The organism is Pedobacter sp. B4-66 (assembly GCF_018492665.1).
Classification (GTDB): Bacteria; Bacteroidota; Bacteroidia; order Sphingobacteriales; family Sphingobacteriaceae; genus Pedobacter.
In genome coordinates, this window is the sequence record NZ_JAFVME010000009.1 from 73,235 (window position 1) to 96,214 (window position 22,980).

15 protein-coding genes are annotated in these 22,980 nt (G+C 38.2%); 2 read left to right on the top strand and 13 right to left on the bottom strand.

Going from position 1 to position 22,980, the window contains the following annotated elements; genetic code table 11:
- Positions 1 to 109 precede the first annotated feature (109 nt).
- The 4 genes from J1905_RS15335 to J1905_RS15350 all read right to left on the bottom strand — a co-directional run bounded on the left by J1905_RS15335 (position 110) and on the right by J1905_RS15350 (position 7,660).
- Positions 110 to 2,119 carry a beta-L-arabinofuranosidase domain-containing protein gene (locus tag J1905_RS15335; protein ID WP_214228179.1) on the bottom strand — a complete coding sequence of 670 codons (2,010 nt, stop codon included), beginning with the start codon at positions 2,117 to 2,119 and terminating at the stop codon, positions 110 to 112.
- 6 nt (positions 2,120 to 2,125) lie between these two features.
- Positions 2,126 to 4,573 carry a glutaminase family protein gene (locus J1905_RS15340; RefSeq protein ID WP_214228181.1) on the bottom strand — a complete coding sequence of 816 codons (2,448 nt, stop codon included), beginning with the start codon at positions 4,571 to 4,573 and terminating at the stop codon, positions 2,126 to 2,128.
- 22 nt (positions 4,574 to 4,595) lie between these two features.
- Positions 4,596 to 6,689 (bottom strand): CehA/McbA family metallohydrolase domain-containing protein, encoded by a 2,094-nt coding sequence (locus tag J1905_RS15345; RefSeq protein ID WP_214228182.1) that lies wholly within the window; start codon positions 6,687 to 6,689, stop codon positions 4,596 to 4,598.
- 95 nt (positions 6,690 to 6,784) lie between these two features.
- The gene (locus tag J1905_RS15350; RefSeq protein WP_214228184.1) at positions 6,785 to 7,660 is read right to left on the bottom strand and encodes a LysR substrate-binding domain-containing protein; all 876 of its coding nucleotides are present in this window, start codon (positions 7,658 to 7,660) and stop codon (positions 6,785 to 6,787) included.
- Between the two features lie 99 nt (positions 7,661 to 7,759).
- Between J1905_RS15350 and J1905_RS15355 the strand changes: the two genes are divergently transcribed.
- Positions 7,760 to 8,998, top strand: coding sequence for an MFS transporter (locus J1905_RS15355; RefSeq protein WP_214228186.1), 1,239 nt, complete (start codon positions 7,760 to 7,762; stop codon positions 8,996 to 8,998).
- Between the two features lie 235 nt (positions 8,999 to 9,233).
- On the opposite strand, the gene J1905_RS15360 is transcribed toward J1905_RS15355, so the two are convergent.
- The 9 genes from J1905_RS15360 to J1905_RS15400 form a co-directional block, all read right to left on the bottom strand.
- On the bottom strand, positions 9,234 to 10,181 hold the full coding sequence (locus J1905_RS15360; protein WP_214228187.1) for a hypothetical protein: 948 nt from the start codon (positions 10,179 to 10,181) through the stop codon (positions 9,234 to 9,236).
- A gap of 2 nt (positions 10,182 to 10,183) precedes the next feature.
- Positions 10,184 to 11,620: an MBOAT family O-acyltransferase gene (locus J1905_RS15365; protein ID WP_214228188.1), complete on the bottom strand. Its 1,437-nt coding sequence runs from the start codon at positions 11,618 to 11,620 to the stop codon at positions 10,184 to 10,186.
- Positions 11,621 to 11,763: 143 nt separating this feature from the next.
- A complete protein-coding gene (locus J1905_RS15370; protein ID WP_250318111.1) occupies positions 11,764 to 13,200 on the bottom strand; it encodes an amino acid permease in 1,437 nt (478 codons plus the stop codon).
- Positions 13,201 to 13,392: 192 nt separating this feature from the next.
- A complete protein-coding gene (locus J1905_RS15375; RefSeq protein ID WP_214228190.1) occupies positions 13,393 to 15,606 on the bottom strand; it encodes an outer membrane protein assembly factor BamB family protein in 2,214 nt (737 codons plus the stop codon).
- Between the two features lie 92 nt (positions 15,607 to 15,698).
- On the bottom strand, positions 15,699 to 16,424 hold the full coding sequence (locus J1905_RS15380; RefSeq protein ID WP_214228192.1) for a hypothetical protein: 726 nt from the start codon (positions 16,422 to 16,424) through the stop codon (positions 15,699 to 15,701).
- Positions 16,425 to 16,436: 12 nt separating this feature from the next.
- On the bottom strand, positions 16,437 to 16,805 hold the full coding sequence (locus J1905_RS15385) for a GntR family transcriptional regulator (protein WP_214228193.1): 369 nt from the start codon (positions 16,803 to 16,805) through the stop codon (positions 16,437 to 16,439).
- A gap of 1 nt (position 16,806) precedes the next feature.
- Positions 16,807 to 17,586, bottom strand: a complete 780-nt coding sequence (locus J1905_RS15390; RefSeq protein WP_214228195.1) for a hypothetical protein — start codon at positions 17,584 to 17,586, stop codon at positions 16,807 to 16,809.
- Positions 17,587 to 17,594: 8 nt separating this feature from the next.
- On the bottom strand, positions 17,595 to 18,425 hold the full coding sequence (locus J1905_RS15395; RefSeq protein ID WP_214228196.1) for an ABC transporter ATP-binding protein: 831 nt from the start codon (positions 18,423 to 18,425) through the stop codon (positions 17,595 to 17,597).
- 134 nt (positions 18,426 to 18,559) lie between these two features.
- Entirely contained in the window at positions 18,560 to 20,224 is a 1,665-nt protein-coding gene (locus tag J1905_RS15400; protein WP_250318112.1) for a glycoside hydrolase family protein, read from the bottom strand.
- A gap of 218 nt (positions 20,225 to 20,442) precedes the next feature.
- Here J1905_RS15400 and J1905_RS15405 point away from each other — a divergent pair, with 218 nt between their 5' ends.
- Entirely contained in the window at positions 20,443 to 22,965 is a 2,523-nt protein-coding gene (locus J1905_RS15405) for a beta-L-arabinofuranosidase domain-containing protein (RefSeq protein WP_214228197.1), read from the top strand.
- Positions 22,966 to 22,980: the final 15 nt, after the last annotated feature.

Sequence of the window (22,980 nt, forward strand, 5' to 3'; positions counted from 1 at the left end):
TTTAAGATCGTTATGCTGCCGAAGATAAATTATTGAACAACCGGAAAATGTTTTTTAACATTGTTTAACGATGACTTTAACACAGTTTAACAATGTATTGAATGGCACTTTACTTTCTCTGGACCAGCGGGAACTGAGAAATACGCAAATTGGTACAACCATAAGGAACCAGCGTAATTTCTTCTTCTGCCGATGTTTCCAGGCCGTAAATAAAACTGTAAGGAAGTGGCCCCGTCATTTCATTATACAACTGCCATGATGGAATTCTTCTGCCCTTTGTTTTAATAGAAATTGGCGAATTTTGAAGGTTCCATGGGTAATTAGAAACAGCTCCTGTTTTCTCCACTTTATATTGCTCTTCAAGCTTGTTATCGGCAGTTTCAATTAACCCATAATTCCATGGAGAAGACGATCTGATCTCATCATAATAATTTCCATATTCTTCCGGATCTTTTACATTCTTAACTCTGGTTACCTCTTCCTTCATTTTTAAAGCATAAGTAATTGGCCCACGCTCAACAGATACCGAATTTTCGTACCATCTGTTTTTAAAGATATGCATTGGTAATTCCAGCTCTACCACATCACCTGACTTCCATTCGCGTTCTATTTTAACAATCTGGTTACCGTTAGCCTCTTTAAATATCTGTCCATTGATTTTTACAAAACCTTTCTTACACCATTCAGGTATACGAAGATGAAAAGGAAAAGAAACCACTTTTACTTTTTTAGAGGTGCTAAGTGTAAACTTGATGGTCTCTTCGAAAGGATAATTTGTCTCCTCTTTAAAGTTCACTTCAACTCCGTTTGCAACAGTAGTTTTCACTTCACTTGGAGAATATACTAAAGCAGCTACACCTTTATCTGCCGTTTGATACCAAAGGTTTTGAGCAAACTTAGGCCATCCCTGATGCATATTTGAAGTACAACATGGATAACCAGACAGCAAACCATAGCACACATCTGTACCAGAATGCTCCTGATCAAAATTACGTGTATGTCTGGTTACCATTACCTGATTTGCCTGTTGATAGTACTGGCGATCCATGAAGTCATCCGAAACCTGAGCCGGCAAAGCATTAAATGCGATCTTTTCAAGTTGATCGGCATAATTAAGCTTACCAGTAATTTCTAACATACTTTCCAGAGAAAACATCATTTCTACCGCACTGCAAAGTTCCGATCCTTGTGTCGGATTGTTTCCATGCAAAGCCTCGTCGCCACCATACAAACCATGAGCAACCCCATTTTGCTTGCGTAAATCGCTAAAACCTTTATCTGTAGCTTCCAGATACTTATTCTCGCGATGATGCTGATAATAGACAATCGGCGCTTTCATCCCCTGAGCCAAATTAACACAATGGATGCTTCCTAAAGTAGATAACATATCCGTATTTAAAAAGGCATTGGTATAATCGAAAGTTTGCTTATGAATTAACTCCCCAAGGTCAAGAAGAAATTTATCACCGGTAATATCATATAGCCAATATACTACCTGAAGGTTGTCACCTCCACGGTAACGGGCCCAAAACGACCAATGATCTAATGGCTTTGACGGCAATTCCTTTAGTTGATACTTAAAGTAATTAGTCATCATTGTGATCACTCTTTTATCGCCAGTGGCAGAGTAGTACTGTTTAAGCACTTTTAGCATTACCATTTTTGGCCACCAATCGCGACTATTGTCGCGCTGCATGCCACGCTCATAACTATAGTCTTTTGTAGGGCCGAAATACCCATCAGGTTGTTGACTTTTAATTGCCCACTCTACCCAAGGCTTTGTTTTAGCAATAAGCGCTTTATCATCCAAAAGATAAGCAAGAGGTAAAAGACCATCAATCCAATACGGGCCTCGCTCCCACTGATCCCCATCACCACCTAGCCATCCATTTCTCTCGTTCATTACAATTGGATATAACTTATCCAGATTACCTGTTGCCCCATTTTTCTGGCGAACCAGCATTTCTCTTAGCCAACCCTGGGGTTTAATTGCCCCTAAGGGCAATTCTTTATAGGGATTTTGATTGGCACTTACTTGTGCTTTTGTATGGAGCGCCAGACCAGTTAACATGGTTATACCGCTTATACATAGTGTTGAAAACAAATGATTAATACGCATATCGGCTTATTTACTATGTAATTTATCATTCAATAATTTGATAGCATAGCCACCAACAACGCTACGTGCCTGAAAACCTACCTGCTTACCATCTGTAGTTTCATGCCAGTCGCTTAAAGGCACTCTGCTTGTTGATTCTAAAGAGAACTTATGGATTGGTTTAATAAACGTCTCAAAATCAGCCTGATTATCAGTTAAGGTCGCAGTCCACATAATCCAGTCAGATTTCGTGTAGGTTCTGCGGCTGTCTAATGGCAAACCAAACTCATTTTGTTTTTTCAAATAAAAGTCAATCTCCTTTTTATAAACTGATTTAGGGAATATATCAAGATCTAATACCTTATCCCATACCAAATTGTACTTTTGGCTCCAGGTATTCTTTAAGTCAAATGTTAAGGCATAGTGATCTCCTGCATCTGCCATTGTCATCCATTTTTTCGCCATTTCTTTAGCCATTGGCGTATACTTCTCAGCTTCTTCTTTATCTCCTAATTGCGCTGCAAGCATTCCGTAACCACCTAGGGCCACAATTGCTTTTACAGATAAATTGGTGTTACGAGCAAGGTGACCAGCAAAATCATCAGTACACAACTGATTTGCAGGATCAAATCCATCTTTGCTTAAGTAATCGGCCCAGATAGCAAGTGTTTTCCAATGTTTTTTAGCGTATTCTGCATTACCTTCGGCCTTAGCAATCGCGGCAGTAAGGATAATCATGTTACCAGCTTCTTCAACCGGCATGTCCTCACCATAAGTTTGTCCGTTAGCTAAAGGATATGTACCCAAATCGTGTGCGGGGAAAGGTTTTTTCCATTTTCCGCTTTCGCTGTAATAGAAAATTCCGTTTAACATTCCTTTTAATAAATCAGGATTGTACACTAAAAACAATGGCGCAGAAGGGTAAGTTACATCTACAGTGTTGATAGAACCGTTACTAAAGTTCTCTTTAGAAAGGAATAATATATCACCTTGCGGACTTTCTACTAATTTATGAGCTGAGATAGCCTGACGATAAGAAATATCCGAAAGATTTGCATACTCTTTACCACCCGATTTTAAGTTTGCAGCATAATACTGTTTGTTAAACGCCTCACATTTTTGCAATACAGCAGCATATTCATTGTTTGCAAGTGTAAGTTGCTTATCTATTGTCTGGTTATTTTTACGATTCCACCAAGGCTTTAAGTTTTCACCAAAGTATTGAACAGATTCAATGTCATCATAACCAACCAATACTGTTTTTTCAGTTGCAGTAGTACCAACACTAAAGGGCAATACTGTAGCCAATGTTAAGCTTTTACCTTGCGCCGAAGAAGAACCTGATTTCCCGTTTACAAAAGATGAAACAGCATCAGCTGATGAAGTAACATACTGTTTGCCGTTATTTTGAGGAACAGCAACATACATATAACCCCAATCAATACGGACATCATCACCTCGTTTTTTCAATACAGGTTGTGCCGTTGTACCAGCTTTAAGTACAGAAAGCGACCCATTTTTGTAAATAGATGCCTGAACTTCCTGAGCAGAATTGTTAGTAGCAATATCAGTTGACGCACCAAAATAAACTTGTGCATCATGCTTTTGACCATCATTCGCTTTAAGCTTAAATGACACATAAGAAACTGGTCTTGCTAACAAATCAAGATTATCCATAAGTAATGGCGATGTAAAAGCAACCTCCATATCTACTTTACCGGCACTAAACTTATAAATAGTTTGCGTAGCATTTATAGTCACACTATTTTGTTTAGCTATAAGTACAGATTTCAATGCCGCTGCTGGTTTTTCGTAAGCCAAACCAACATCTAACCATTGACCGCCAGCTGTATTTTTAATGTGCGCAGCGATAACATTCTTGCCTTTTTTCAATACACCTTTTATCTTCTCATCAATTGGGATATAAACATATTTACCAGTCCAACAGTTACAGTTGTACAATTTAACCCCGTTTATAAACAAGTCGATGTTATCATCATGATTGATTCTTAAGTTTATGCCTTTAAGGTCAATTTGATCCAGGTTAAACTCACGACGCATCCAAAGGTTATTGCTTTTCCATTGAGTTTTGGCATCACCATCACCAAATGGGGCACTTCCGGTTTTCCAATCTTCATCGTTATAAATAGCTTTTTCCCAACCTGCAACTGGTGCTGTTTCAGTATATTTTGCAGTGTAGCTTTTATCTTCGGCAGTAGGAACTAGCGTTTCGAAGCTTTTTTCAGGTTTCCCTAAGAAACTGTAAACCCTACCATCAACTTTAACAAAGCCAGATAAAGCATGGTTAGTGCCTGTCCAGTGTTTTGTTGGCGATGCATTAAGGTCGTCAGAAAACGACCAGATACTGAAATAAGGGTCGTGTGTAATTAGTGGATAGGCAGGCGCTTTACGTTGCTGAGCGGAAGCACTAAACATAGTAGCAGCCAGGCCTAAAGAAAGAAATAAACGTTTCATGTTTGTTTGTGTTGTTATTTGGTTAATGTTTAATATAAAAAGATTGACTAAAAGCGCCATTTGCTGCTATATCCCAGGCTTCTACCCTTGCCCATGTTCTGTTGCTAAGCTTAGTTTTAAAATGCAACAACTGAGATCCAAAGGCCTGTGTTTTGGTAAGATCTATCTTTTCTCTATAGACCTTATTACCATCACCCGATATGATCTCTACAAAATTCATTGGAAAAGTCCAGTTTAGCTTAACCTTAACATTTGCAAAACCTGATTTATCAAGTGCAATTGTCTCACCAGAACGCTTACCGTTCATGGTGAGTTCCGGCATTAAAACTTCTCCTGTACTTGCAAAAAACTTACCTTGCTGCATTACATCCAACACAGGTTGCCAGCCCTTATTAAACTGAGGTAATGAATCCATCATTAAGTAGTTCACATTTAAATGCGCATACATCTCATTTTCCGGTGTTATGGTAAAAAGATCAGCTTCAGTAATCACAGTCTTTTTCAAATTCCAATTATTCATATCGTCCATCAGATCCAAAACCCGTTTGCCAAGTCTTGGCTCAGATAAATCAGCTGGCATTGCCTTCCAGGCTGCTCCCATAAAATGAGGAGATTTAAAAAATGCCTCCTCTTTATACACATCAGGTGCATTAACTGATCCCTTTGTGCGTGCATGAGCTGTCCAGGCCAATCCTTTTTCTTCTTCTAGCAGTTTCAACATGTCGTCTTTATCGCCAATATGATAAATCTTACCATACTGAGGGTGGTTTTCAGTATAAGGAACCTCCTTTTTGCGCGACATGATCCAATAAACAGGCTTAGGGAAAAGTGCCAACCAATGGCCACCAAAAAACTCATTGGGCTCTTCGCCAGGTAACAAAAGAAGTTTATTATCAGAAAGTCGTTTACACTGTTCAAAAAGTGCATGCAATTCTTTTAGCCTTGTTTCATCCGGTCCTTTTGGATGTGCAGTGTAATGAAACTCTGCAAGATGTACAATATCTATACCTGTTTTCTTAAATACCTTAACAAAATCAGGCACCTCCGGAATTGGTTTATTTGCTAACACTACACTCATAATAAACTCATTATGAAAATGACTCGACATCGTTTTATAACCTGGTAACTTAACATAGCTATCGTTATGTGTAAACTTCTTTACTTCAGTAAAAGCAGCACTTTCGTTCTCTGCATTAAGCAGACAGAAGAAATTTAGGCGTTGTTTACTCTCAGGAGGCGCATTAAACCAAGGGACAAACCTCCTATCGCCCTCTAAATCCTGACGAATCCCAATGCCATACCCATTCGTCATTTTCCTGTAGTTATTTCCAAACCAAGTAAATTTCAAGTTAAAGGCTTCATCCAAAGGATAGAAATACTGATGAGGCGCCGGAAATATTGCCAACACCCCGTCTTTTCCTTTGGCGACTATAGTTCTGTATTTTACCGCTATATTTTTTGAAGCATCAGAATCAATTGCAGTTACAGTTTGTAAACTATCTCCCGTATTTATCCATGATATATTTTTCCAACTGGCTGATCTATTTATTAAACCCGCATCATACACAATTGCCGTCGAATCTATTTTAGTTGAAATAACCGCAGCGATATTAAACAACGGACTACCGTTGTAAAAAGTTATTTCAAGGTTCCCGGAAAAACGATCTGCTTTTAAAGAGGAAATGGTCACTACCGTTCTGCTGCCTATCGTTTTTACCGTCGCAGCAGATTTTTCCAATTCTACATTATAGGTTTTGTATTTCTTTTGAGGAACCTTATCAAAGAATATGTTCCAGCCATTTTGCGAAATCAAATCCCTTTTGCCGATAGTAAGCAGAAAAGCAGGATCAAGATCTGTTGAAATCAACTTGGCTTTTTTGGCCACACCCATCAAAAGGCGACTAAACAATGGCTTACCCTGTTCCATGTTAAGATCAACCTGTCCGTAATTATTATTTCCGGCAGGCCAGGTTATTTTCAGGATGCTTTGGCTATATGTTGCTGTTACTCCCGACTTGCGGTCAAACTTCTGAGTGTTCACCTGAGAAACCTGAGCTGAAGCAAAGTTTACATTGCACAAATAAATGAGTACAACTATTATTAATCGTTTACACATATTCTTAATTTATAAATGGTTATAAACAAAGAAAGGCAATATGAATTTGATTAAATAAGGAATGCGTCTCAATATTTCAGCAATGCGTATCAAAATTACCAGAGTATCTTACTCAGTTCCTCTATAAACAGATTGGCGGCTTTCTTTTGATAAATGCCTTTTTGGCGTAAAATAAATGCCCTTTTGTAGCGTTCCTTTCCTGCAATTGGAATGGCTATAAGGCTATCCCAACTAATAATCGCCTTCTCATTTAAGATGGTAACCCACGATGTATTCTCTACCAAAGTCAGCAAAGAGTTTACCTCATTCATTTCAATTTTAATCTTCGGAGTGATCTTACGTTTACCGAACAACTCGTTCACATAGTCTCTTGAACTAAAGCCTTTGCCGGGCAAAATAAGCTCCAAAGCACCAAGCTCTGCTACCGATATTTTTTTTAAAGATGCCAATTGATGCTTACGCGAAACCACCATCACAATTTTAGAAGAAAACAAAGGTTGCATCTCCAAACCCTGATTATCAGATTCCTCATGAAAGGAAAGAATAATATCAAGCTCTGCGGCCTTTAATTTAATCTCTAGCGACTCAGGTGTACCGTATTCCAGAAATATTTTAATCCCCGGGTACTTTGACGAAAACGGAGCCAATGCAGGCAATACCATAGAACTAAAAGCGTAAGTAACACCAATCTTAAGCTCGCCAATTGCCAGATTATTCAACTCAGATATCGCTGCCTTTGATTTTTGCACATCCAGCAATATTTGTCTGGCATGAATCAGAAAAATGCCTCCAGCCTCCGTAAGTCGAACATGTTTGCCTACCCTGTCAAACAACAACATCCCCAGTTCCTTCTCCAATTGCTTTATCTGTTGAGATAAGGTCGATTGGGTTACAAACGATTCAGCCGCAGCTTCAGTAAAATGAAGATGTTCAGCTGCTTTTACAAAATAACTGAGTTGTCTTAGCTCCATAATCAATCGTTAAAACTAATCAATATCATTAAAACAATCAATTTTACAACTCAATAAGTTATTCCGAAATTTGCAATGTCTTCAAAGACATCTATTACCATGAATATATTTAGATCTTTAAAATACCGCAATTTCAAACTTTTCTTTTATGGACAAAGCATCTCGTTAATAGGAACATGGATGCAAAAAACTGCGGTAAGCTGGTTGGTTTACAGACTAACAGGCTCTGCACTTTTACTCGGCTTAGTAGCCTTTGCCAGTCTAATCCCCTCACTAATTTTATCACCATACGCAGGAAGTTTAATTGACAGACATAACCGTTATAAAATCCTTGTCATTACCCAGGTCATTTCCATGATGCAGGCAGGCGCCCTTGCAGCAATTATCTTTTTCAAGTTTTACAACATCCCAGCTATCATCTTTCTAAGTCTGGTACAGGGGATTATCAATGCGTTTGATGTAACCTGTCGACAATCGCTAATGGTAGAAATGGTTGACCAAAAAGAAGACCTGCCCAATGCAATTGCGCTAAACTCAACTATGGCAAACCTTGCGCGTATTGTTGGGCCTGCAATTGCAGGAGTAATCTTAAGCACCTTTGGCGAAGACTTCTGTTTCATCGGGAACTTCTTAAGCTACATACCAGTCCTTGTCTGTTTGTTCTTAATGAAACTAAACCTAGGTGTTGTCGAAAGATCAGAAAAAAGTATTTGGCTAGAACTGGAAGAAGGATTTAAGTATGTATCGGGCGACAGAGAACTGAGCAGTATGATCTTAATGATAGGAATTAGTAGTCTCTTTGTAATCCCTTTTAATACCTTAATGCCCATTTTCGCTAAAGACCTCTTTCATGGAGATGCAGGAACCTTTAGCTGGTTTGAAAGTGCTGCCGGCCTCGGTTCGGTTATCAGCGCTATGTATTTAGCCAACTTAAGATCAGCAAAACCACTAAAAAGTATTATAATAATCGCCAGTACCATATTCGGAGTTAGCTTAATTTTATTGGCTTATTCAGGCATTTTATCATTGGCTCTTGTATTCATGGCCTTTGGTGGCGTAGGTATGATGGCACAAACATCTGCCATTAACACCTACATCCAAACTCATACCATTCCCGAAATGAGGGCCAGAGCTATCAGTTACTACATTATGGCTTATCAAGGCATGATCCCTATTGGTAGCTTACTTATCGGGTGGACAGCACAAGCTTTCGGCCCAAGACTAGCCGTTTGTTTGGCTGGAGTAATTGGACTCTGCGCTACCGCAATATTTGTTGTTTACCAATCTAAACGTTCTGGTCGCCAACTTTCCTTTCAAACACTAATACATTTAAGGTAATCCAAACTACAAACCCAATAAAGGTGTATAAGAGATTTCACACAATATCATCTTATTGTCATACATAAAAAAAACAAGGGGGTCGATTAAACTATTTCTCCATTTCTTCGTTTATATATACGAGAGCGTTAATTTAGATGGCGGGGTTAAGTCTTAGGACTTAACTCCGCTTTTCTTTTTAGTGCTTGTGTATAACCTTCTAATAGAAAAAACATCTTCAAAGAGCAGCCTGTTCTTACTGAATACGACTAAGTTCATTACGAACTACCTGGGCTTTATTCTTTTTGAGAAGCAACCCATCATTTAGCAATTGATTAAAGAATATCGAAAATTTCCTTGAGCCCCTACTATTTAAGTGAGCGGGATCTCTAAATTCATCTGTCTTAGCAGGGTAATCATTAAAATCAAGGTATTCAAGATCTTTATTTCTCTCACCTAGATAGCCAATTAATGTTTCAGGGCTAAATTGTTTCCCATTGGTAAAATGGAGTGGACTTCTTATCAAATACACCTTAATATTATTATTTCTAAATAAATCCAAAAGCCGCAGCAATTGCCCTTTCTGAAATGAAGAAATATTTTTGAGATCATATTTCTGATTTACTGAAATCTTGTTCATTGTACTATTCATAACACTGCTCTCATCAAAAAAGTAACCGCCATAGAAACTTCTAAGAGCAGCACTATCCAGAAGCATTACATTTTTTAGTTGCCTAAAAAAGATCTGACCAGAATATACCGCCAATAAATCGCCCGGATTTTTCTCCAGCAAAACTTTATAATTGTAAGAGTGCATTGCATAAGAATATTTGATATTATTGTTCTGCATCATGCCTTTCCCCCAAGTCCAGTCATCTCTTTTATGCCCTATATCCTCCATATTATACTCTAAAAATACACCATCAATATGTTTGTTAGCCTTTATCAACTGTTCTGCTTTTAAATAAGTATAAAAATAGCTTTCAGCAATGCTCGAAAAATTATAAACATTATTAATCAAACTGTCGTTAAATGCCAAAGCCGGCCTCGAGTTGCCAATGATGATATAAGTTTTATGTACCGGAAGAGAATGAATTACTCCATTTTTCTTCTGAATAAGAAAGGCAGTTATATAGGTTGATGCCGTTATCAGTATAACAGTTACCAGAACAAAAACAGCGGATTGAGATAGAAACTTTTTCATTGCTAAAACTGAAAGTAAATAAACTCATGTTGATTGCCACTAAAAAACAAGATCATCCAAACATTAGCAAAGTAGAAAGACCACCGAACAGGTCTGGCCCATTTAAATCCAAAATTCTGCAATGCATACTGATCTTCCCGGCCAATCCATTCTATTACCACAAATACTGTAATTAAAAATAATGTTATCAGCGGCAATATTGACGGCACAGTAAACAAGGACTCAGAAAATATTCCCGACACATAGTTCAATGCAGCCCCAACACTTTTTGATCTAAAGAATATCCATGCAATAACCGTAAGTCCAAAAGTCATACAAATTAAACCGAACTCCCTAATCGTTGGCAGTAACCTTCCTTTAGCAACTATTCCGAGGTTGTTTCTATTGGTTTTTATTAAAACCGAAGGCAATATATATAAGGCATTCAGCAATCCCCAGATGATAAATGTCCAGTTTGCACCGTGCCAAAAACCACTTACTATAAATATGATGAATACATTCCTTACCTTTTTCCATGTACTTCCTTTACTCCCACCCAATGGGATGTAAAGATAATCTTTAAACCAGGAGGAGAGTGAAATATGCCACCTACGCCAAAATTCGGCAATGTCTCTTGAGAAATAAGGGAATGCAAAATTCCTAAGCAGCTCTATTCCAAAGAGACGCGCTGTTCCTAAAGCGATATCAGAATATCCAGAGAAATCGCCATAAATTTGAAATGCAAAGAGAACTGCACCCAATGCAAGTGTACTTCCTGATTGTTCGCCCGGATTGTTAAAAATCTGATTAACTACTTCGGCACAGCTATCTGCGATTACTATCTTTTTAAATAAACCCCATAAAATCTGTCTTAAGCCATCAATAGCCTTTGTGTAATTAAACGCTCTCTTTTTAATAATCTGCGGTAAAAGATGCCTAGCCCTTTCTATTGGCCCTGCAACCAGTAAAGGGAAGAAGCTCACAAAAACAGAATAATTGATAAAATCACGTTCAGGTTTAATTCTATCCTTATAAATATCTATCACATAGGATAAACCATGAAAAGTATAGAAAGAAATACCGACAGGCAGAATTATTTTTAAAGTCCACATATCCATCTTCAGCCCCATACCTCCCATCATCTCTGCAAAAGATGCCGCAAAAAAGTTAAAGTATTTAAACGCACTCAGAAAGCCAAGATTAACACCTATACTTAGCCACAGCCAGAACTTTTTTGCTCCTTTCGTCTTAGCCGCTTCAATTTTAATTCCACTAAAGTAATCTAATAGTGTAGAGAATATCAGGAGAAACAAGAACCTATAATCCCAACAAGCATAGAAAAAATAGCTCGATACCAGTAGTAATATATTCTGAAATCTTAAATTACCTCTAGCTACAAGCCAATATAAAATAAAAACAACAGGCAAAAATACTGCAAAGGCAAAAGAGTTAAATAGCATAGTGCATATATAGATTATACACTAAGTTAATTATACCCACAAACTCAACTGATACACATTATCCAAAAAAAATACCCAATTTAAAGGCTTGTTTTGTATCAAATATCAGGAAATGTGTGCAATGTGTGTAAAATTGTAATGTTTTAAATCTGTTTTTCTTTCTTCCTCTTAACCAATAAGTAGCAAACATACAGCAGTATTATCCAACCAGGAATCAACTCTACTGACATCTTCATTCCCGTTATCCACATGATCACCAAAATACCTATCAGAAACACGAGACAGATGTAATTAGATAATGGATAAATAAAAGAAGGAAACTTGGTTTTAACCCGATCTGCGTCTTTACTTCTTCTAAATTTCAAATGCGTGATACTAATCATCAGCCAATTGATAATGAGTGATGATACTACTAACGACATCAAAATTTCCAAAGCCTTTTCGGGCATTAGCTTGTTAACTATGATACATATTGCAGCAAATAAGCTAGATATTAAAATTGCATTTATAGGTACAGAGTTTTTATTCAGCTTCGATAAAAAAGAAGGCGCATTTCCTTGTTCGGCCAATCCAAACAACATCCTGCTATTGCTGTAAACACAACTATTATAAACAGACAAAGCAGCTGTTAAAACAATCACATTAAGCATATTAGCAATGATGCTTGTAAAATAAATAGTCTTTCCCAGCAACATAAACTGAAAACCTTTTAAACTCTCAAACACCATTACAAAAGGACTGCTATCAGTAGTAATGTTTTTCCATGGCGATAATGAGAACAGGATCACAAGTGCTCCTACATAGAAAATCAGGATACGGTAAATCACCTGATTGGTTGCTTTTGGAATCGTCTTTTCAGGTTGCTCTGCTTCTGCTGCGGTTATCCCAATTAACTCTAATCCACCAAACGAAAACATAATTAATGCAATAGCGGCAAATAGTCCCTGAAATCCACCTTTACCATCTTCACTAAACAAACCTTTTGCAAAAAAGCCGCCATCATTCCATAGATTTTGTACGCTCGCCTGCTCACCTCCGCTTCCGCTAACCAATAAATAAACACCAAAAATGATCATGGCTATAATGGCTACCACCTTTATTATGGAAAACCAAAACTCTACCTCTCCATATACTTTAACAGAAGTTAGGTTTAAAGCATTAATAACTATAAAAAAGAATAAGCTCGATGACCATAGCGGTATTTCAGGCCACCAAAAGTGCACATAAATACCAATGGCAGTTAACTCCGACATACTTACCAGGATATACAACACCCAGTAATTCCAGCCTGAGGCAAAACCTGCAAAAGAGCCCCAGTATTTATAAGCGAAGTGGCTAAAGCTACCTGAAACAGGTTCTTCTACCACCATTTCACCCAACTGTCGCATAATAAAAAAGGCAATAATACCGGCCACTGCATAGCCTAAAATTACAGAGGGTCCGGCCAATACTGCAGCTGGTCCAATGCCTAAAAACAATCCTGTTCCGATGGCTCCGCCAAGGGCGATTAACTGAATATGTCTGTTTTGCAAACCTCTTTTGAGCTTCTGCTCTTCAGGTTTTTCGCTAACTTGTTTCAATATTTATAGTATTAATTCAATTACAATTTGAGTGACACTCAAAATCTCAACAAAAGTGGGAACTTATATTGATTTGTACGATTAAAAAAGTAAATAGTTCAAGCCGACGCATTCAATTACTATACTAATCCAATTATCATCTACTAGGGAGATATGGATCCTGTCATCAATAAACACAATTAAGAAGCCATATCATAGCGAAAATGCGACGTAAGCATCACTTGATTTACCACCCCATTTAGATCCACCACAAGCAATAACAACGTATTGCTTTCCATCAACTGAATATACAGCCGGTGTTGCTACACCCGGAGCAGGCAAATCAGTTTCGAAAAGTATTTTGCCTGTTTTTTTATCTATAGCCCTGAATTTACCATCGGCTGTTGCACCAATAAATATCAATCCGCCAGCAGTAACTACAGGCCCGCCATAATTCTCGCGACCCGTGGTTGGGACCCCTTTCTTTTTCAGCTCCTCAAATTCACCAAAAGGAACCTTCCACTCATACTTTCCGGTATTCAGGTTAACGGCATTTAAAGTACCCCAAGGCGGACTTATTGCCGGATAACCTTCCTTGGTAAGGAACTTATTGTAACCTGTAGAACCATATGAAGGCTTAGGTGCTTTTGTAGTTTTGGTTTCTGATGGCCCTGTATATGGTTTTGCCTGTTCAGATTTAAGATCAAGAATAAAGGATGCAATTGCGTTTTTTTCTGCTTTGCTGAGGTGATTAAATCCAGGCATCATTCGTCTTCCGGTGGATAGTAACTCCGTAAACTGAGTAAGGTTATATTTCTTGTCTACACCAACTATTGATGGATAATCTCCTGCGCCTAAACGTTCTGGGCCATGGCAAACCATGCAATGCTTATTATACAACCCTGCCCCAGCTTCTAAATTTGTTTGTGCAGTAGTTTTTGCAGGTTCATTTTCTACAAGGTTTAATACCCAGGCCATTTCGTTGGCATTTACATACAGGATATTGGATTCAGGATCAAAGGCCGGTCCTCCCCATTCTCCTCCGCCATCGTACCCTGGAAAAATGATGGTTCCTTCCTTAGTTGGTGGGGTATATATTCCTTGCGAGCGATAGGTTTTAAAACGCTTTTTAATCTCTTGTTGCGATGAATCGCTCACCAAAGTATTCAGGTCGTTTTCTGTTAATATTTGTCTTGCAAAGGGTTTAGGCAACACCGGAAATGGTTGCGTTGGCCAAAGTTTCTCGCCAATAATTGGTGTACTGGTAGCCACTTTCCTTTCTACAATAGGGAAAAGCGGTTTACCTGTGGCACGTTCGAAAACAAAAATGAGTCCTGTTTTAGTGGTTTGCGCTACAGCATCAATCTTTTTCCCCTGACGGGTTATAGTTGTAAGAATTGGCGGACTAGAAATATCCATATCCCATACATCGTGGTGTACAGTTTGAAAATGCCACTTTAATTTTCCTGTAGCCGCATCTATAGCCAATACGCAATTGGCATAAAGTCCTTTCCCTAAACGGTCGCCCCCATAAAAATCATTGCTTGGGTTACCTGTTCCGGCAAACAAAAGGCCTCTTTTTTCATCAAGACTAAATCCCGACCAGCTATTGGTTGACCCCATTCTTTTGTAGGCAGTTTTATCTTCCCAGGTTTCGTAGCCAGGTTCTCCGGGCATTGGAATGGTATGAAACACCCATTTTTGCTTTCCAGTTTTTACATCAAATGCACGGATGTACCCTGGGGTTTCCTCGCCCACATAACCGCTTAAAAAGAACAGGTTTTTATAAATCATTACCGGAGAGGTTGGCGCAATAAAAACCTTGCTCTCTTCACGGCCTAAGCCTTTTCTTAAGTCTACCCCTCCGTCCTTACCAAAACTAGAGATTAATTTTCCGGTATTGGCATTTATGGCAAAGGCAATAGGCCCTACGGTATAAATGATGCGCTTATCTGATCCTTCCTGCCAATAAGCCACACCCCTGTTCATGTTAACACTGTTGCGGTGCCAGGTTTTATTTACAGTAGAATCAGCCGGATCGAAATGCCATTTTTCTTTACCCGTTGCAGCCTCAACCGCAAACAGCTTTAGCTTTGGCGATACGCCGTACATTACCTTATCAACTATGATGGGATTGCACTGAATTGAACCGAATTTTGTGTTGTCGTTATTTTCCGAATGGTATACCCAAGCCACCTTTAACTGGCTTACATTACCGGTATTGATCTGTTTAAGCTTTGAGTACTTAATATTTTCGCGGCTACCTCCGGTAACTTTCCAATCTTTGTATTTACCTATTGTATCGGCATATTTAGTTACAAAAGACTTTACAGAAGTGCTTACTGATCCAATTTCATCGCTTTTATAGGCCAATAATACTCCTGAAATGGCCAGCATACCTAATATATGCTTTTTACTAATTGTCATACTGAAAATATTTTCTGTTAATTTATTAAATTATCAGAAAATATGATCAAATGATTTCCGGATTCGGGTAATATTCTTATTTCATAAAAAAATTAGTCGACTTTAATAGCTTGTAATGCTTTGCCATTTAAAGAAATCGTTGCCTGATCTGAAATCGTATAATGTGTTTTGGTGATATTTGGGTCCATTAAGTCAAGACTACCTGAGCCGGGAATATCAAAAGCAGCCGTATTGATTTGATTTGCCGACGAGAGTACCAAACTGGCATTGCCTTGTTCCTTATTACCGATCAGCGCATTTAGTTTACCTACTTTCAATTTTTCTAAAAATGTTCTGGTGTATTTTCCCAAATCCAATTGCATAGAATCTTGCTCGAAACCTGAAATATTAATACCACCTGAAATGTTTGCTCTTTTTTCTTCCTCTTTATCCTTATGGTAAGCGCGACTGGTTAGCTTAACCGTATTTGGCATAATTAAAATCAATTCATTGTCCCATATCTGAAACCCGTCGTCTTTTGCAGCCTTTGTCAGGTCAATTTTTATGGTGTTTCCGTTTTTTGTCCATACCAAATTTCCTTTGAGCCTATCTCTTAGCCATAGCCCTGCCGTTTTACCCTGCTGGATACGGATGGTAATTCTATTGGCCGACAAAAGTTCGACTTCGTTAACATCTTTAACGGCGTTAAACGTTAAACCATAATACGGATTTTTATAATTCCCCTTTAAAAAGGATGCCTTAAGACTAAAATTGTAGGCTGTAAGGCCAATAAATGTGGCAACCACGGCTGCTATTATAAACATTGTGCTGGTTTTCATAATTTATTTAGTTTAGTAGTTTTGTGCTTTAAAAATCTCAAATCGCTCTGCAATATCCTCTACGCTAATACCTAGCAGATACATGCTTTTGAATAACTCCGGAAGTTCCAACCCCAGAAAACGCTCTTTGCTGTAGTTTTTCACCTTCAACACCGCATCTGGTGCGATAAAAAAACCTATCCCTCGTTTGTTCGCAATCACCTCTTTACCTTGCAAAAATTCGTATGCTCTCACCACGGTAAGGGGGTTAACCTGCAGATCGGCAGCCAATTCACGAACTGAGGGCAGTTTTTGCTCGGGCAACCATTTCTCCAACATGATATTTTCAGTTACATAACCTGCAATCTGCATGTATATCGCTTCATTCTCTCTAAACTCCATCTTACACTTGTTTTTCTTTTAGCCTGAAATAGGTACTTACCCAAAGGATCACCGAAATCAGAATAGCTATAATTACTGCAATAATATAGCTTGTTTGTGTTGGCTCAATATATACATATTCTTTATTTATGATAAGCCCGACCATGTTAAAGGGAATGCCATTGTTAATCTCTTCTTGAAATATAGCATGAAGTAGAATCGGGTTTAAAAGGCACAGCATCGCTATAAAAATAAAAAAACTAAATACCGTTTTTATAAAATGAAGCTTCTCAAAAAATACAGCACCAAAAAAACATATGGAATGTAAAATAGCGAAAATTAAAAATGACACCCAGACTTTCCTATCAGTAGAAAATACGTTTATAACTTCCATTTTATCTGACGAATTTGCATTCGAAATCGTGATCACCAAGTAATCAATAGCATAAAAACAACCCAAAAAAACCAACTGGAATATTACAAAAGAATAAATCCATGCCACCAGATATTTTTCGAAATGAGAAGCCGGAAGTGCTAAAGTGGAGATAGATTTCTTTCTATCGCCCAGATCAGTAAAGATCAGGCTGGTAAAAATAGTCCCTGAAAAAAACAGAAAATTTATAAACATAGCGGCCTGTATAACAGGCCCCATATGCCCCTTGGTACTGTAACTTATAAAACCCAGAATTAGAATTAATACCCCAATTAATACGCCTGTTGACATTAAATACGTTTTATATTGCTCGGCGGTGTGTTTCTTGAACAAGTTAAGAAAGCGGTTAAAGTTGAAAGTTTCGTTCATGATAGCGGTTATTTTAAAGACTCAATTACAGCAGTGTGATCATCAATTATTGCATTAAAGAGCAGCTCCATATCAACCTTATTATTATGTTGTTGATTGTTGATACTAATGGTATTATTACCGATAGCATTAGGTGCAGTATATAATATTCCCTCCTTATTGGCATTACCTGAAGTACTGAAAAGTAAGCGGTCGCCAATATCATCCAGGCTCTTATTCAGTACAATTTCTTTTTTGTGAAGGACAAGTAAGGTATCAATCAGACTGTCCAGATCTCTAACCTGATGGGTAGATATGATCATACAGCGATCTTCTGTAATTGAAGAAGCCATGATTCTTCTGAACTGGACTTTCGAAGGAATATCAAGCCCGTTTGTAGGCTCGTCCATTATCAGCAATGAGGTATTGGTGGCCAAGCCAAAAGTTATCATTACCTTTTTCTGCTGTCCAAAGGACAGCTGGTTTAAATTATCATCGGCATTAACATCAAACTCCGCAAGCAATTTATCGAATAGTGAATGATCAAATTTTGGATAAAAATGAGCAGTGCGACGAACAAACTCTCTGCCTGAAAGCGAGGGCAACTCCATCTCTTCCGGAATAAAAAACAATTCCTGTAAAAAAGAAGGAAGTCGTTTGGCCGCACTTAAACCATTAACCTTGCAGGTACCCTCAGTTGGGAATACTAAACCTGCAATATTTTTAAGTAAGGTTGATTTACCAGCTCCATTTTTCCCTAACAGGCCGTAGATATGGCCAGTCTCCAGATTAAGGTTCAGATTCCAAAACAGCAGTGCTTTTTTTCTGTATCCGAAACTAAGATTTGTTAATTCGATCATAGTTTTGTGAGTAAGTAATACTGTAATACATATGTAGTACAGTACAAATGTAAATATAGTATTTACATTTCCAAACTAATTCACAAATTATTTGAAATCACTGGCTTAAAACCATTGAAATACACTTTTAGAAGCTATTTAAATGGGATTACTTTAAACTCGAATAAAGAAACTTTTGTGTTATTGGTACTTACTGTTACAGAAAATGCATACTCTTTTCCTTTTTCAAAGTTATAATCTGTAAGTACATTAACATCAGTTTTACCGTATGGCTGCAATACCGGAACCACTACACTGCCTAAACTTTTCTGCTCATTACCAATAAGGCAGGTAACTGTTAAGGAACTTTGTTTTGATGCAACCTGACCAAAGTTCTCTACTGGTATTTTTAAGGCCGTTTTGTTATTGGCGTTTGCACTGAATATTGGTTTACGTGCAGAAAGAATTGCCTCATTATAGTTTAACCATGGTACACGGGTGTATCCATAAAGTAATTTACCCGAAGAATACTTGCCGATTAGCTTTGGTGCAAATTCGTCTTTTGTTATTCCATTACCCTTGGCATCAAAGTTCACTATTAAATCCTTATTTGATTTCTCAACACTCAGAACCTTACTGCCTTTACCAAAATTAACTTCCGATGATGCGCCGAAACGCAAGGATTTAATGTCGATATCTGTTTGCGGATTAAATCCATTTTCTGCTGTAATTTTAACCCGGATAACCTTGTTTTTTGCAGTTGGCAACTCCTTGTTAAGCATGGTTAATAAGACTCCGGGGTTCAATGGAACACCTATATTTTTTGAACTATGACGGTCATTTGCTTTATCATCTGCTTTTGAAGTATCTATGACTGCAAAGTTTGCCTGAATAGCTCTTCCGAACTTATCTTGAAATATTTTAATCCTTTCGAATTTATACCAGTCTTCCACTCGTCCGTCTTCATGCACTGCAACTCCTGGTGTGTAAGCCTCTCCGGGATCAGTAACCCAATTTAGGCCATCCTTTGAGCGTTGATAAAAGGCTATTCTGCCAAGCCAATCATTAACAATTAAGTGATACTGAACCTGATCTCGCCAGATCACCGGATCTTCGAATTCGCCCTTTACATTAGGGTACACCCTCCTATCGGTAATTTGATTGTAAGATGAAATACCAGTTTTGCTGATCCATGCTCCTCCTCCTCTGCACACCATTAGATAAGAGCCATCTTCCCTTTGGGCAAAGGTTAAATTAGATAAGCCTTCTATAATTGGACGATCTCTATTTTCAAAATCAAACTTCTTTAACTCCCAGGGGCCATTTAAACCATTTGAAATATAATAGCTATCAATAATGTAAATTACATACCTACCATCCTTAAGGCGAAATCCTTCAGGATTATGTCCGTGACCTATAGTATCTTTTATAACAAATGGGCCAATTGAATTATTGCTTACTGTATGGTAAACAATAGAATTAGGCCACTCTGCATGACCTTTTGGAGAACTTTCGAGCCAGCCACACACATAAAGGTGATACAGTTTATCATCTCCCAGAAGGATCTTTCCCCCCCAATAAGACCTTGTTCTATCTTCAATACCATTATCTACATACCGTGGCAATACATTTTTAGCACCCCAGGTATCGCTACTTAGCTTTCCTTTTGGCATAGGTAATATACGATCTATAAAACGTGCGCCTTTAACCAGCTGTTTCCATTCTTCCGGACGAGGCCTTTCGGTGATTTGGGCAATGAGATTATAGGGGGCAAAAAAGAAAGTAAAAATGGTAAGGCCAACAAATAAGTATTTTTTCATTTTTAGAGATCAACTAAATTCAATAACAAATAAAGCGCATTCTTATCTGCAGAATCTCAAATTCTTATCCATTCATTAAGTAATATTAACATTCACTAATAGCACTCGACCATTCGTTTCAAAAATTCTTCAGATTGTATCAATTTATCAATAAGAGCTGAAACAGTTATTATTTTATAATAAACTTGTTCTTTAAACACACAAAGCCATTTATAAATATGAACGTTAAGAAATCAATAATCTTAGCATTTGCTTCGATTCCATCATTGCTCTTTGCTCAAAATAGTCCCGGTAAAGCATATGTGTACAACCGCGCACCACTAACTGCGGATACGTATATTCAGCTTCCCCTTGGTAGTATAAAAGCCAAGGGCTGGTTATTGAAACAGTTGGAATTGCAAAAAGATGGAGCAACAGGTCATGCTGAGGAGCTTTATCCGGAAGCATCGAATCTTGGTGCTGAATCTGATTGGTTAGGCGGCAATGGCGAAGGCTGGGAACGTGTTCCTTATTATGTAAAAGGACTTATTGTGCTGGCCTATACATTGGATAATCCTGATTTAAAGGCAAAATCTCAGAAGTGGATTAACTGGACATTAGAGCATCAGCAGGCAAACGGAGCCTTTGGCCCTGCAAAAATGAACGATTGGTGGCCAAGAATGCCAATGATGTATGCTATACAAAGCTATTATGAGGCTACCGGTGATGAGCGGGTAATTGGCTTTTTTGCTAAATATTTTAAGTATCAGCTAGAGAATCTGGATAAAAAACCATTAACAGAATGGAGCAAATCAAGAACTGGTGACAATATAGAATTGGTGTTATGGTTATACAACAGAACGGGTGAAAAATCTCTTTTAACGTTAGCAGAAAAGTTAAAATCGCAGGCTTATCCATGGGCTGATATCTACACGAAGAATCAGTTTTATCACTATGGGGATGATTTTCATACCAAACACAGCGTGAGTGTTGGTCAGGCGCTTAAACTTCCGGCAATCTACTCCCAACTTAACAATACTCCGTTTTACAGAGACGCCACCGAAAAAGGAATTGGTAATTTAATGAGAGACCATGGTCAGTCATCGGGCATTGCATCGGGTACTGAGTTTTTGGCTGGCAGAAGTTCATTTCAGGGAACTGAAACGTGTACTGTTGTAGAATGGATGCAAAGTTTGGAAACCACAGCAAGAATAATTCATGATGCTGAGATTGGAGATAGATTGGAGAAAATTGCATTTAATACGCTCCCTGCACAGTTTAGCAGAGACATTAAATCTCATTTATATTATACGCAACCAAACCAGATTGTATGTAAACATGGTAACTCTGGTTTCGACGAGGATTATGATGGTGGTTTACTGTTGAGTCCGTACTCGGGTATGGGATGTTGCAGGTACAACATGCACATGGGATGGCCTTATTTTGTGAAAAACAGCTGGGTAGCAACTCCTGATAAAGGTTTAGCCGTAATTGCTTATGCACCGGTTGAAGTAAATGCTTTTGTAGCTGATGCAGTTCCAGTTAAACTTAATGTGGTAACTAATTATCCGTTTGAAGAAGCCATCAGAATTAAAATAGGTTTATCAAAAACTGCTGCTTTTCCTTTGAAACTAAGGATACCGGAATGGTGTAAAAACCCGCAGATAGCTGTCAATGGGAAATCATTATCAGGCGTTAAAACTGGTCAGATTTACACCATCAACAGAACATGGAACACCAATGATGAGGTTGTACTTAATTTCCCAATGGAGGTAAAAGTATCAGATCAGGTGAACAAGTCGGTAACTGTAGAGCGCGGGCCACTGGTTTATGGTTTGCAGATGGATGCGAAATACAGCATCCGTAAAAAACATCCTGTAGAGGGCTTTTTTGACTATGAGGTATCATCGGCCTCCCCATGGAATTATGGATTGGTGATAGATCGCAATAACCTTACGAAATCTATAAAAGTGCAAAATACTGCAATGCCTGAAAATCCTTTTATACAAGCGACTACGCCTGTTAAGTTAAAGGTTTCTGCTAAAAAAATACCTTCGTGGACTTTGGCTTATAATAAAATGCATGCTTTTGAAGTACCAAGAAGCCCGGTAGTATCAACAGAACAAACGGAAGAAATAACCCTTACTCCTTTTGGAAGTGAGAACATCAGGGTAAGTAACTTCCCTGTAATTGGTACTCCTGAAAGTGCGGGTAAGTTGTTTAAAGAGAATTTTGACAATGCGACTGTTAAAGATTGGTTATTGTATGGAGGCAGCTGGTTCATTAAAGACGGAGCAATCCATGCCGCATCCAATAAAGGTTCGTGGGGTTATGGAATACATGGCTCAAAAGCTATGGCAAGCAGTACCATGTTTAAAGATTTGAGTTATGAGGCTACAGTACAGTTAAACTCAAAAGGTAATGCGGGATTGGCTTTTAGAGTTACAGATGCTGTTCTTGGTGCAGATATGTACAAAGGTTATTACTTAGGCATCGATGCTGAAACAGGAGTAATACAATTGGGTAAATCATCTGATCAGAAATGGGTACCGCTTGCATCTCAACAGGAAAAATTAGAGATTGGAAAGTCGTATAAGGTTAAAATAGAGGCCAGGGGCAGCGAAATTAAAGTATACTTTAATGGATCAGCTAAGCCGTTGTTTGCTGTAACAGATGCAGAATTTACAAGCGGGATGATCGGCGTTAGGGCTTATGATTCGCTGGCAAGCATTGACAATTTACTGGCTAAGGAATTGAAGTAAGGTATCCCGTCATTC